This is a genomic window from Thermodesulfovibrionales bacterium, assembly GCA_026417875.1.
Taxonomy (GTDB): Bacteria; Nitrospirota; Thermodesulfovibrionia; order Thermodesulfovibrionales; family CALJEL01; genus CALJEL01.
Genome location: JAOACK010000010.1, coordinates 16,926 through 29,631, shown reverse-complemented (window position 1 = coordinate 29,631; position 12,706 = coordinate 16,926). Strand labels below are relative to the sequence as shown.

Sequence of the window (12,706 nt, the reverse complement as noted above, 5' to 3'; positions counted from 1 at the left end):
ACTCTGGAAATGAGGATTTGTATACCCTTACAGTCATAATCTTTCTGCTCACCTATGCAGGCATAGCTATAGGTGAGATACCCGGCCTTGCCCTTGACAGGACAGGCATTGCCATACTTGGTGCAATTGCAATGGTTGCCTCTGGTGTTATGAGTACAGAGGAGGCAATCATGGCAATCCATTTTCCGACCATACTGCTCCTTTATTCTTTAATGGTGATCTCTTCCCAGTTCAGACTTGGTGGTTTTTACACATGGATTGCCCTTAAGATTGCCGGTCTTACTGATAGACCCTGGAGATTTCTTTTTATAATGATGCTTGCCTCTGCAGGACTTTCTTCACTGCTTACCAACGATATTATATGTTTTGCCTTTACACCGGTTATCACCGTTTCAGCAATTAAGGCGGGTCTGAATCCTGTACCCTATCTAATAGGGCTTGCACTTTCAGCAAATATTGGTTCAGCAGTCACAATAATCGGAAATCCACAGAATATGCTTATAGGACAGCTTGGAAGACTTCCCTTTGGAGAGTTTATCCTGTGGTGTCTTCCACCTTCAGTTTTTTCGCTCATGGGAGCTTATTTAATACTAAAGGTTCTTTATTCTAAAAAAATATTTATTCAACCCCCTAATATCCTTCAGCCTGCTTATCAGTCTGAAGCCTTCCCTCCCTTCAACAGGCACCAGAGCACAAAGGGAATAATTGCACTACTTCTGCTCATAGTAATGTTCTTCACACCTGTTTCAAGGGAGGTGAGCGCAATTGTAATAGCAGGACTTCTTCTCTGCAGCAGGACCATGAGAACAAGGTCAATACTTGCAAATATAGACTGGCATCTCCTTACTCTCTTTGCTGCACTTTTTATAGTTATCCAGGCAATAGAGATAATTCATCTTCCAGAGAGAATACTCAGTTTTCTTGAGGACAGAGGGATGAGCCTTCATAATCTTTATAACCTTACCATTATCTCAACAGTTGTAAGCAATCTCGTAAGCAATGTGCCTGCCACTATGCTCCTGACCAGATTTCTTGAGCAGGGTGTTTATGAGCAGTGGTATGTCCTTGCAATTTCAAGTACCTATGCTGGAAATCTTATTGTCATTGGAAGTATTGCGAACCTTATAGTCTTTGAAACAGCCTCAAATTATGGAGTGAAGATTACATTCACAGAGCATGCAAGGGCTGGTGTACCTGTCACTCTCTTGAGTCTTTTAATAACAGGACTATGGATATTTTTTAATTCTTAAATTTTTAAAAATATATTTAAAAATCTATCCATTTTTTAGAAGCAGTGAGGCTTTAATTAAACTTATATGTCTATTAAAATTTTTTTTTAACAATGCTAAATGATCTGTGTTATAGTAATGCGTTTTTATGAAAAGATCTTTGATATTATCAATATAAATAAGGAGGTTTTAAAATGAGTTTCCCGAGAAGGTTATATAATTTTTTTCTGGCTGGTTCTAGGGCCCATGCTAGATGGGATTATGAAGTCTCAATGAATATCATCAAGAACAGAAAGAAGCTTCTTATATTAATGATACTTTCATTGCCTATCCTTGCTGTAACCTTCACAGAGGCAGGTTCAGTTCTTGGTGGTAAAACAGCCTATGCACCAGCCTTTTATTCTACAAAGATCTTTCTCATCTCCATAGCTGTAGGCCTCGTAGCAGGACTCATAACCGGGTGTATAGGAGCTGGTGGAGGATTTATCATCACGCCAGCACTGATGGCAGCTGGTGTGAAAGGTATTCTTGCAGTTGGAACTGATGTTTTTCATATATTTGCAAAGGCAATAATGGGAACGACGGTTCATAAAAAACTCGGTAATGTTTCTGTAAAATTAGCATTATGGTTCCTTGTGGGTTCTGCCTTTGGCACAACCGTTGGAGGTGCGATTAATAAAGGTCTTTATAACAAGGACCCTTTGCTGAGCGAGGCATTCATAAGCACTGTTTATGCTTTACTGCTTGGATTTTTGGGTTTTTATGCCCTTGGAGATTATCTGCGTTCCAGAAAAGGTGGTGCTGGAAAAGGGGCTCACAGCGGACCTGATACCACACCGGCTCTTGCACTGAAGATCCAGGCAATAAAGATTCCACCACTTATTACATTTGATGAACACTTAGTATCTGGTGGCAGAAAGATTTCTGCCATATTCCTGATTATCGGTGGATTTATTGTTGGAATGCTTGCTGCTATCATGGGTGTGGGTGGAGGGTTTATTACCTTTCCGATGTTTGTTTATCTCTTTGGTGTTTCCGCTACAACTACAGTTGGTACAGATATACTCCAGATTATCTTCACAGCAGGTCTTGCATCCATTGCACAGTATGCCATATATGGATATGTATTCTATACACTTGCCATGGGAATGCTCATAGGTTCTCTGATAGGTATCCAGGTAGGCGCACTTGTTACCAAGGTAGTTAAGGGTTCCCATATATTAGGCTTTTATGCAGTATCAATACTTGCTGGATTTGTAAACAGGGCAAGTACTTTGCCTAAAAAGATGGTTGAGCTTGAATATCTTAAGATTTCAAAATCTACTGTTGGAGCTATAGAGTTTGTGGGTAACATTATCTTCTGGATAGTTGTTGGCATCTTCGGCATATGGGTTGTCGGCAAGTTCTTTACAAATATCAAAAAATTAAGAGGGGAGGAGTAAGATGGCAGCCATTAATAAAAGAGCATTATCTGTAGGTATTTCCCTCGGCCTTTCATTCTTTGGAGTACTCTTTCTGATTTTCTCACCTATTTTTGGCGATGGTAAAAACGGTCTTCAATTCGCAGATGATATGTTTAACAAGCTCTCAAAGGGCTCTTCTTACTTCATACCCAAAGTTATGGAGGCCAATAAAAAATTTATAGGTAAAGAGATTTCTGTAACAATTACGATGGAAAAACCAGATCAGGTGGAAAAGGCTGTTAAGGTGCTTACAGTAGCAGGTGCCAGTGTAGAGGTAAAAGATAGGGAGATAAAAATAGTTGCTGATCTTGGCAGTCTTCTTGAGAAGGCATTAAGGGATTCAGATGATATGTATAAAAATGATGGTAAAAAAGTATCAGAAAGATACGGATTTGATGAAAAAGAGGTTATGGTTTCCTGGTGGAATGTCATGAAGGTCCTTGACAAGCAACTGAAAAAGGAAGGTAAAATTAACGAGTCAAGGATCGTCTCTGATGTTATGAAGAAGGCTGTGGAAACAGCTCATAATTTTTACGGTATTGAGGCAGTAAAGGTCACTGAGAAGGCAGTTCTGATGGCTGGACTGCTTATATTTTATGTGCTTTATACAATGTGGTGGGGATTCGCAATTTATTATCTTTTTGAAGGTATCGGTCTTTCGATGACCAAGGCTAAACATTAAAATTAAAAGGTGAAATTTAAATAAAGGAGGATAAAAATGAAAATACTTGTACCTGTTGATGGTTCAAAATATTCTGAGGAGGCACTTAAGATTGCGATAGATTATGCAAAGACAAAGGGAGCAAATATATGTCTTATTAATGTTATTCCATATATAGAGGGTATAGACCTTGAAATTTCGGCTTCAGAAAGGGATAGGTTAATAAAAAGCCTTGAAAAACGAGGCGAATATATCGTTCAGCAGGCATGCGGGATTTTAGCTGCTGAAGATATAATTGCCACGTGCAGGCATATAGTTGCTTCCGTGTCAATCCCTGATGCCATAATAGATTATGCTGAAAAGGAGAAGATAGACCTTATAATCATTGGAAGCCGAGGTCTTAGTAAATCATCAAGATTCAAGCTTGGCAGTGTTGCATCAAAGGTGGTGAGGCATGCTCCCTGCTCTGTATATGTTGTTAAACTTCCAGAATAAATAGACTGTATAGACAAAGATGTTGAAAGTTTTAATAACCGTCGACCTGGACTGTTTATTGTTATAATAAAAATGTGAAGATAGTAGGCTCTCTTTTAACTGCATTTAAAGGTTTCCCTGCCAGGTATCTATTCAGTTTTAAATTAAGACATATCAAAAAGATAGTAGCCTTAACGGTTCCTGTTCTGGTCGGTATTATTTTACTCCTTGGCTGGATGTCCGCAAAGAAGGTAAGGGAGGTAGTAATAAATGACTTTAACCAGCAACAGTTAGTCCTTGCCCGCCATGCAGCAAGCCAGATAGAAAACAGTCTTAATGCTCTTAAGAGAGAACTTCTTCTGCTTAGCCTCTCTCCATCCATACAATATTTTGAAAAGGTCTTTATAGATAAAAGGATGGCAATAGCCTTTTCAAGTATTAAAGAGGAAGGTGCCTTTGAGATAAGGTATATAGAAAAGGGAGGCAAAAGGGTCCATCTTGTGAATCGAGATGGCTATCGAAAAATAAGTCCTTCAACCGAAGATATGAATTACTTAAAATGGGCAGGGGATAGAAAGAATATGGGCAGGATTTTAATAACAGAAGTTTTTCCCCCCATACCCGAAAGGAACACTGGCCCGACAATGAGTATGATGGTGCCGGTGTGGCAGGTTTCTGTTGACGAAAAGCATCCGGTTGCGACAAATCTTTTTTCAGGGGTAATGATTTTTAATATTGATGTAACTGACCTCATTAAGAGGATAACCAGTGGGATCAGATCAGGAAAAACAGGTTATGCATGGGTTATAGACAGTAAAGGTACCTTTTTATATCATCCTGAATTAGAATTTATAGGAAAGAACGCTTTTGAGGCAAGAAAGGAAAAAAAACCAACTATATCCTTTGCCAGGATCAACGAGATACAGAAAGAAATGATGCTGAAGGGTAAGGAGGGCACGAGCTGGTATATCTCGGGCTGGCACAGGGGAGCCCAGGGTGAGATAAAGAAACTTATTGCCTATGCTCCGATCCGTCTGAATGAAGGTGGCAATCACATCTGGTCTGTTGCTGTAGTGGCTCCTATAAGCGAGGTTGAAGGAGCGATTCATGATATACAGATGAGACAGTTCATTATGGAGGGGATAGTTATAATGGCTGTAATCTTTGGTGGCCTTTTTATCATTGCCATGATACTTAGATGGTCGAGCTCTCTTGAAAGAGAGGTTACAGAAAAAACCGGTGAGTTAAAAAAAAGGGAATATCAGTACCGCTCTCTTGTTGAACAGGCGGATGATATTATTTTTACTATAAGTCCAGAGGGTACAGTGATTAATATGAATAACTATGGCTGCAATTTTCTCAGAAAGGAACTCAAGGATATAGCGGGCAGACATCTCAATGATATCTTTCCTCATGAAGTGGCACAGCTATTACTGAAGGCGAGCAATCAAGTTTTTAGCTCTAATATACGAGAGCAGATTACAACTGATCTGGTAATGGATGGTAAGATATACTGGCTGAGTATTAATTTCAGCGGTCTTCTTGATGAAGCTGGCAATGTTTATAAGGTCCTTGCCATTGGAAGAGATATTACCGAAAGAATAGCCATGCAGGAACAGATGCTTCACACCGAGAAACTGGCATCAATGGGTACCCTTTCTGCCGGAATTGCTCACGAGATAAATAATCCACTGGCAATTATTCTTGGCTTTACTGATATGCTTTTAGAGAAGACACCTCCTGATTCTGAGTTCTATGATATTTTAAAGACAATCGAGAAGCAGGGGCTAAAGGCAAAAAAGGTTGTAGAGAGCCTTTTGAGTTTCGCCCGTGCTGAAGGACAGAAGAGGATAGATGTTGATATTAACAAGAATATTGAAGAGGTGCTTTCAGTGGCGGGCAATACCCTTCTCGTTAATAAAATTAAGCTGAATTTAGACATGGCGGAATCATTACCGCAGGTAAGAGGAGACCCTGATGAACTTCATCAGGTCTTTTTGAATATAATAAACAATGCTGTATATGCCATGAAGGGGGGTGGAATCCTGACCATTTCTACAAGGACAGTAAACCGTGGCCGTGATGTAGAGATCAGAATTTCAGATACTGGATGTGGAATAGATAAAAAGTTCAGGTCCAGAATCTTTGATCCCTTATTTACTACTAAGGAAGTTGGTGAGGGAACAGGTCTCGGTCTTTCAGTATCATACTGGATTGTAAAAAAACATGGAGGAACCATCACTTTTGAGACAAAGACTAAAGAGGAATCTGAACAGCCAGGAACAACATTTATAATAACACTTCCTGCAATAAATGGAGCAGGAGTTCAACAGCAGAAATAGCAACAGGATAAATTATGCTTATTAACCTGTCACAAGTTACTTTAAACATTAAAAAGGGAGGAAATAATGGCTGAAAGAATTCTGGCTGTTGATGATGAACCTGATATGTTAAAGCTCCTGAGTATGATAATCAGGGATAAGACACCTTATGAGATCATAACTACTAATAATCCAGTAGAGGCACTTGAATTAGCAGGGCGGGGAGGATACGACCTTGTTATTGCCGACCTGAAGATGCCAGGGCTTGATGGTATAGAACTTCTTGAATCGATTAAAAAAATTGATGAAGACATTCCTGTTATTATCATAACAGCCTATGGAACAACGGAGTCTGCAGAAGAAACAATGCAAAAGGGCGCCTTTGACTTTATAACAAAGCCCTTTCGTAAAGAACATATACTCTTCACCATAGATAGAGCTATTAAATGGCTCAGGCTCAGAAGGGAAAACAGGCTTTTGAAGGAAGAGATAGAGAAATTAAAAGTTAAAAGAGCTGAGGGTGAAGTTTAATAAAAGACTTAAATATCTGAGAACTCAATTGTAAGGCAGGTCTAAAGGTTTCAATTTTTCAGATATTCATTTACAAATTCTTCAATATACAAGTCAGTAATAGCATCATTATACATCACCATATCAAGCTGTTTGGTATATACTGTAAGCTTTCCGAGTATCTGTAATCTTTCTTCAATTGCCTTCTGTCTGTATTTTGTGATTACTGCATCAACTATATCTTCAATGACCCTGACTCTGAAATCAAGCCTCTTCAATATATCCGTTATGAGCCTTATCCTTCTCAATCGTCTATCCATGGCAGCACCCCCACCCTTAAAGAAAAATCTTATATAATTATCGTTGATATTTTCACCAGCATAGGCTTCAACAGTGGATAGATGATATCCCAGCCTGAGGGAGAAGTTCATATATTCTTTAGAAATGAAGGCAAAGCTTGCTTCACCTGTCTTGCGAAGCTCCTGCTCGGGGATAGTTGCTGTGTGCGCCATCATTGCTAAAAAACCTTTTGTATCAAAGGGTTTTGGTTCGGGCCATTTCATAGAGATAAGTCCCTTAAAAAAGGCATTAAAAGGTACAGAGATTATATGCTCGGGTAAAAGTCTCTTTTCTTCCTGTTTTATTCCTCCACCCAGATCAATCAGAGATACACTGAGAGGTATTCCTGCTAACAATCTCCTTGCTTCACCGAAATGTCCTGAGGGTGTCTCTTTAATTCTGAACATCTCGTTCATCCCTGCTTCATGGCAGAAACGGGTTATATCGTGGAGTGTCTCGCAGAATTCGGGTTTAAAATTCGGGTCATCAGGATCAACCAAGTTCAGCGGTACAATCCATTTAAGTGCCTTTTCCAGGGTCTTAAAGAGTTCTGTATTTTTGAATGGCTCATGCCTTTTTGAGAACCTGAGTAATTCCTCTACCCGACCCTCATAGACATTACAGTTAAAGGCATCCACTGTTATTTCCTGACCCTGTTTAATAATTTCTGTTGCTATCTCTGTATCAAGAATTGCAGGCACCTGGAATTCACGAGCAAGTGATGCCATATGGCCTGTAATTCCTCCAACATCAGTGATTATGGCACTTGCCCTGTTCATTACTGTAACAAATTTTGTTGATGTATGCCTTGCCACAAGAACAGCACCTTCTGGAAAGTCTTTGAGGTCTTCTTCTTTTTTAAGAACAAATGCCTTACCGTAACCTATGCCTTTACATGCTATTACACCTCTGTCAAGGAGTATATTGTATCCTTTAATTTTTCTTGGAATTGTCTGCTGGTGACCTCCTCTTTGCGTAACCCTTAATGGCCGGGTCTGAAGAATATATATCCTTCCCTCTTTGTCTATTGCCCATTCTATGTCCTGAGGAGATTTATAGTGCTCTTCAATTTTTACAGCATAATCTGTAAGTTCTTTAATCTGTTCATCACTCAGGCATGGCCTGCCTTGCATTTCTTCAGGAACTAGGATCTCTTCCAGTCCTCCATCTGGTTTACATATAAGCATGGTCTCCTGCACCGGTATCCTTTTTTCTATTATTGTGTAGGGATGAGGTCTCGATACAATATAAGTATCTGGTGTAACAACTCCTTCAACTGCGCATTTCCCGAGTCCTCTTATGGCACTGATTATGATATTGTCATCAAGAGGTGAATTGGGATTTCTGGAATACATTACTCCGCCTGTAATAGCATCAACCATGGTCATGACACCCACTGACATTATCATCTCATATTCCTCAAATCCCTTTGACTTGTAGTAAAATATTGCTTGCGGAGTGAAGAGGCTTGCCATTACCTCCTTGTATTTGCTTTTCACTAACTCAGGTGGAACATTTAAGAATGTTGAATACTGTCCTGCAAAACTGAAATCACCATCTTCATGCAGGGCACTGCTTCTTACAGCAAGGTTGGAAGTTAAAAGTCTTTTAATTTTCAATTTTTCAATTGCTTCACTTATGGCTATATCTAAATCTTCAGGAATTTCAGCACTGATAACCATATACTGTATCTCTCTGCTTATCCTGTTAAGCTGCTCAATATTATCTATCTGTAAATCCGGTAATCTTCTCTTTATCTTTTCAACAAGTCCGTTATGCTCCATGAATCTTTTATATCCGTAGGCAGTTATTGCAAAGCCTGCAGGAGTGGACATTTTGAGCCGATTTCTTATCTCTCCAAGATTTGCATTCTTGCCACCAACAAAATCGAGCATTTCTCTATCTATACTCTCAAAGGGTATAACAAGGTCACCAACAGGAACCTCCTTTTTTCTGCTCAAAGCTTTTTCAATAGAGAGGACTATGTGATTGAACCTATCGTATAGGGCGGTATATTTGTTTTTTGATATATTATTGAGATTATCAATTATCTCCTTAACACCTGCTTTGAGAGCACTTATATTGCTTTCTATATAATGCCTGTCAAAAAGAAATTCTCCTGATAGTTTTTCCTCCATGTCAGCCATTATCTCCAGGACCTGATTATTTTTATTAAGAAGGTTCTGAAAGGCAGAATACTTCTTTTTAAATAATGCTTCAGGTTCTTCATGAGGGGTTTTTTTAAAGATATTCATTGTTAATTATAAAATAAAACACAGTGCCTTGACAAATAAAAAGAATAATATTATAATTATTTAAAAATTCATTATAATGATATTATATTATGTCAAAAGTAGTCATAGATAGGGAAAATCCACAAAAGCTATATCTCCAGCTCTATGAGATAATGCTTGAAAAAATAGAAAGTGGAGAGTGGCCTGTTGATTCTCAGATTCCAACTGAGGAAGAGCTATGTAAGATATACAATGTAAGCAAGGCAACTGTTAGACTGGCAGTAGCCGAACTTGTCAGACAGGGTTATCTGAGGCGTCAGCAGGGTAAAGGCACCTTTGTCTGTAAAAGAATCATTCCTGAAGGTTTAGTAATGGCAACAAGTTTCAAGGAGCTTATGCTTGAGGCTGGAATAAGTTTCTCTACAAAAGTTCTGGCGCAGACTGTTATCATGCCTGTAGAAGACCTTGATATTAAACTTGATATCCCTGAAGACAAACACATTATTTATATAAAGAGGTTGAGACTTGTTGATAATGAGCCCGTTCTATTACAGGAGACTTATATTCCATACCATATATGCCATTTGCCTCTTGTTGAAAACCTTGAAACAAATTCCCTGATTGAGATTCTTGAAAAAAGATGCGGTATAAAGATTACAAGTGTCCAGGATTACATAGGTATTACCTATCTAAATGAGGAGGAAGGCAGACTTCTGGGACTTCCAGAGGGCTCTGCAGCACTGCTTCTGGAACAATTTTTTTATTCAGCCCAAAAAAAGATAAAATATACACGCTCCATTAAAAGACCGGATAGATTTAAACTCTTTATAGAGCTGGAGAGAAAATAAAAAGGAGGATTTATGGCACGTAAAACAGTAAAGGATATCATGCTGGATGTCTTTGAGTTTCCGCACATTCCATACTGGTTCTCAATAAGACAGGCTATAGAGGTTATAAAAAAGGCGATTCTTGAAAGTAGTAAGTGCATCAGACCGATTGTCATTCTTGTGTTTGATGAAAAATATAACCTTGTTGGAACTGTTACACACATTGATATCCTTAAAGGACTGGAGCCTAAATTTTTAAAGCCTGTAATCAAGGCTCAGGTTCACGAAGAATTAGAGGTAGACCTATCTGTTATCTGGGATAGTCTTTTCACCACAGAGACTAAAAAATTGGCAGAAAAGCCTGTAAGTGAAATAATGTCTCAGGCAAAATTTTATATTGAGCCTGGTGATCCTGTTACCAAGGCAGCTTATCTCATGCTCCATCATGATCTAATACTGCTGCCCGTTCTTGAAAATAAGAAAAAGTTAATTGGCGTTGTGAGAATAATTGAAGTATTTAACGAACTGTGCAGTGAAATTTTAAGCCAGCAATAAGGAGGATCTATGACAGAAAAGGATATTAAGACTGCTGAAGGCTTACCAGAACAGCCTAAAGAGATATCTCTGGTATCTCCACGAATACCTTTCGACTGGAAGAGGGTCTTTTATATTCTTCTGGGACTTGGAATTTTTTTTACAGTCTATTTTATGCCTCCCTTGAAGGATGCAGTGGATCCTACTGGAAAGGTATTTCCACTCACAAAAGAGGGAAAAGGAGCAATTGCACTTTTTTTGATGGCAGGTATATGGTGGGTCTTTGAGGTTGTACCAATTGGAGTAACATCTATTGCGATTGGTGTTTTTCAGGCATTGTTCGGCATCCGTCCTGCAAAAGAGGCCTTCAGGGATTTTATGGACCCCTCGGTTATGTTTATATTCGGTTCTGTTGTAGTGGGTCTGGCATTTACGAAGACAGGTCTTACAAAGAGGCTCGCTTACAAGATGCTAGAAATAGTAGGTGAAAAAACAAGCATGATTTTATTAGGTGCCCTTGTGGTAACAGCAGGGCTTGCCCACTTTATGGCTCATACCGCTGCAGCAGCAACAGTATTTCCTATACTGCTGGCTATTAATGCCCTTTATGGAGAAGGAGATAAGCCCACAAAATTCGGCCGCTCTCTCTTTATAGGTATGGCTTATGCCGCCGGTGCGGGCAGTATTGTAACAATCCTGGGTTCTGCCCGAGCACCAGCTGCAGCAGGTATGTTTAAGGAATTCACAGGTACTGATATAAGCTTTTTTGAACTTACAAAATATATGTTTCCTATAGGATGGACAATGGTTTTCCTCATTTGGGCGATGTTGATGTTTTTCTCAAGACCTGAAAAAAAGATGATACCTGGTTTAAGAGATAAAGTCAGGCAGCTCTCAAAACAGCTCGGTCCTCTCAGCAGGGATGAGAAATTTGTTATCTTTTGTGTGGCTGGTGTGGTTATCACCATGTCCCTACAATCTGTAATTCCTGCATTAAAGGCACAGGACAGATCAGCCATAATGCTTGTATCAACTCTATTATTCTTTCTATTCAGGGTACTTACTGTTAAGGAGCTTGAAGAGATACCATGGAATATCATTCTACTTTTCAGCGGTGCCATGAGCATAGGTTTCTGTTTATGGAAGACAGGTGCTGCACAGTGGATGGCTGTTAAGTGGCTTGCAATGTTTCAAAAGGCGCACTGGCTTGTCTTTGTCCTGAGCATTGCAACTTTTGTTCTGATAATGACGAATTTTATAATGAATGTTGCTGCAATTGCTATTTCTTTACCTGTTTCTCTTGTTATAGCTAAATATCTTGGAGTTTCACCAGAAGTAGTTTTATACGCATCACTCGTTACGGCTGGAATGCCTTTTTTACTCCTGATTGGTGCTGCACCAAATGCTATAGCCTATGAGTCCAGACAGTTTACTACCGGGCAATTTTTTGGTTATGGAATTCCGGCGAGTGCAATCTTGATCATTGTTCTTGCATTAGCCATACTTACAATATGGCCATTTCTTGGTATGCCTGTTCTTATCAGATAGAAGATGCGGATTGATTTAGAAATAACATTGCTGTGAAGAGATGAATAAAAAGATATAAAGATGGACCCAGGTTTTGAAAATTAATTAATCTGGAGGACCAATGTCAGAAAGTAAAAGAGCTAAGAGAGTAAAAGATATTATGGTCAGTATTTCATTATATCCCCATGTGCCTTACTGGCTTGCCATTGGCAAGGCAGTAAGAATAATTAAACTTTCACTCTTCGAGACGAAAAAGAATTTAGATCCCTCTGTACTGCTTATCTTTGATGAGAAATATAATCTTTTGGGTACCGTAACTTTAAAGAACCTTTTAAAGGTAATAGAAGCCTCAAGGACTTCTAAGAATTTGATGGAACAACCTGTTAGCGAGATTATGGTACCTGCAGAATACTATGTTGTACCCGATGATTCCATCACAAAAGCAGCAGAATTAATGGTCCATAATGAACTGGACCTACTACCGGTGCTTGAAGACAGAAAAAAATTTATAGGAGTGGTGAGGCCTGTAGAATTATTTGACGCACTTTCTAATGAAGTATTAACCGAAGGTTCTGGATAAATTTTAT

At 39.0% G+C, this 12,706-nt stretch carries 11 protein-coding genes; 10 read left to right on the top strand and 1 reads right to left on the bottom strand.

Features of this window, described 5'->3' with window-relative positions:
* The first annotated feature begins 17 nt into the window (after positions 1–17).
* The 6 genes from N2257_03400 (at position 18) to N2257_03375 (ending at position 6,679) form a co-directional block, all read left to right on the top strand.
* Complete coding sequence (locus N2257_03400) at positions 18–1,250, top strand: anion transporter (GenBank protein ID MCX7793440.1); 1,233 nt, start codon at positions 18–20, stop codon at positions 1,248–1,250.
* A 173-nt stretch (positions 1,251–1,423) separates the two neighbouring features.
* Complete coding sequence (locus N2257_03395; GenBank protein MCX7793439.1) at positions 1,424–2,671, top strand: sulfite exporter TauE/SafE family protein; 1,248 nt, start codon at positions 1,424–1,426, stop codon at positions 2,669–2,671.
* Position 2,672: 1 nt separating this feature from the next.
* Positions 2,673–3,374 carry a hypothetical protein gene (locus tag N2257_03390; protein ID MCX7793438.1) on the top strand — a complete coding sequence of 234 codons (702 nt, stop codon included), beginning with the start codon at positions 2,673–2,675 and terminating at the stop codon, positions 3,372–3,374.
* A gap of 36 nt (positions 3,375–3,410) precedes the next feature.
* Positions 3,411–3,848: a universal stress protein gene (locus tag N2257_03385; protein ID MCX7793437.1), complete on the top strand. Its 438-nt coding sequence runs from the start codon at positions 3,411–3,413 to the stop codon at positions 3,846–3,848.
* A gap of 74 nt (positions 3,849–3,922) precedes the next feature.
* Positions 3,923–6,169, top strand: coding sequence for an ATP-binding protein (locus N2257_03380; protein MCX7793436.1), 2,247 nt, complete (start codon positions 3,923–3,925; stop codon positions 6,167–6,169).
* 66 nt (positions 6,170–6,235) lie between these two features.
* Positions 6,236–6,679, top strand: a complete 444-nt coding sequence (locus tag N2257_03375) for a response regulator (GenBank protein MCX7793435.1) — start codon at positions 6,236–6,238, stop codon at positions 6,677–6,679.
* A 50-nt stretch (positions 6,680–6,729) separates the two neighbouring features.
* On the opposite strand, the gene N2257_03370 is transcribed toward N2257_03375, so the two are convergent.
* Positions 6,730–9,252: a PEP-utilizing enzyme gene (locus tag N2257_03370; protein ID MCX7793434.1), complete on the bottom strand. Its 2,523-nt coding sequence runs from the start codon at positions 9,250–9,252 to the stop codon at positions 6,730–6,732.
* A gap of 89 nt (positions 9,253–9,341) precedes the next feature.
* Here N2257_03370 and N2257_03365 point away from each other — a divergent pair, with 89 nt between their 5' ends.
* The 4 genes from N2257_03365 to N2257_03350 all read left to right on the top strand — a co-directional run bounded on the left by N2257_03365 (position 9,342) and on the right by N2257_03350 (position 12,699).
* Positions 9,342–10,079, top strand: coding sequence for a GntR family transcriptional regulator (locus N2257_03365; protein ID MCX7793433.1), 738 nt, complete (start codon positions 9,342–9,344; stop codon positions 10,077–10,079).
* Positions 10,080–10,091: 12 nt separating this feature from the next.
* Complete coding sequence (locus N2257_03360; GenBank protein MCX7793432.1) at positions 10,092–10,613, top strand: CBS domain-containing protein; 522 nt, start codon at positions 10,092–10,094, stop codon at positions 10,611–10,613.
* A 9-nt stretch (positions 10,614–10,622) separates the two neighbouring features.
* Positions 10,623–12,140 (top strand): SLC13 family permease, encoded by a 1,518-nt coding sequence (locus N2257_03355; protein ID MCX7793431.1) that lies wholly within the window; start codon positions 10,623–10,625, stop codon positions 12,138–12,140.
* A 100-nt stretch (positions 12,141–12,240) separates the two neighbouring features.
* Positions 12,241–12,699 (top strand): CBS domain-containing protein, encoded by a 459-nt coding sequence (locus N2257_03350; GenBank protein MCX7793430.1) that lies wholly within the window; start codon positions 12,241–12,243, stop codon positions 12,697–12,699.
* Positions 12,700–12,706 lie beyond the last annotated feature (7 nt).

What these genes read in the sequence shown, in the direction of transcription:
- N2257_03385 (MCX7793437.1), top strand. Translation starts at nt 3,411, where the DNA reads ATGAAAATACTTGTACCTGTTGATGGTTCAAAATATTCTGAGGAGGCA.
- N2257_03355 (MCX7793431.1), top strand. Translation starts at nt 10,623, where the DNA reads ATGACAGAAAAGGATATTAAGACTGCTGAAGGCTTACCAGAACAGCCT.
- N2257_03370 (MCX7793434.1), bottom strand. Translation starts at nt 9,252, where the DNA reads ATGAATATCTTTAAAAAAACCCCTCATGAAGAACCTGAAGCATTATTT.
- N2257_03375 (MCX7793435.1), top strand. Translation starts at nt 6,236, where the DNA reads ATGGCTGAAAGAATTCTGGCTGTTGATGATGAACCTGATATGTTAAAG.
- N2257_03360 (MCX7793432.1), top strand. Translation starts at nt 10,092, where the DNA reads ATGGCACGTAAAACAGTAAAGGATATCATGCTGGATGTCTTTGAGTTT.
- N2257_03390 (MCX7793438.1), top strand. Translation starts at nt 2,673, where the DNA reads ATGGCAGCCATTAATAAAAGAGCATTATCTGTAGGTATTTCCCTCGGC.
- N2257_03395 (MCX7793439.1), top strand. Translation starts at nt 1,424, where the DNA reads ATGAGTTTCCCGAGAAGGTTATATAATTTTTTTCTGGCTGGTTCTAGG.
- N2257_03350 (MCX7793430.1), top strand. Translation starts at nt 12,241, where the DNA reads ATGTCAGAAAGTAAAAGAGCTAAGAGAGTAAAAGATATTATGGTCAGT.
- N2257_03365 (MCX7793433.1), top strand. Translation starts at nt 9,342, where the DNA reads ATGTCAAAAGTAGTCATAGATAGGGAAAATCCACAAAAGCTATATCTC.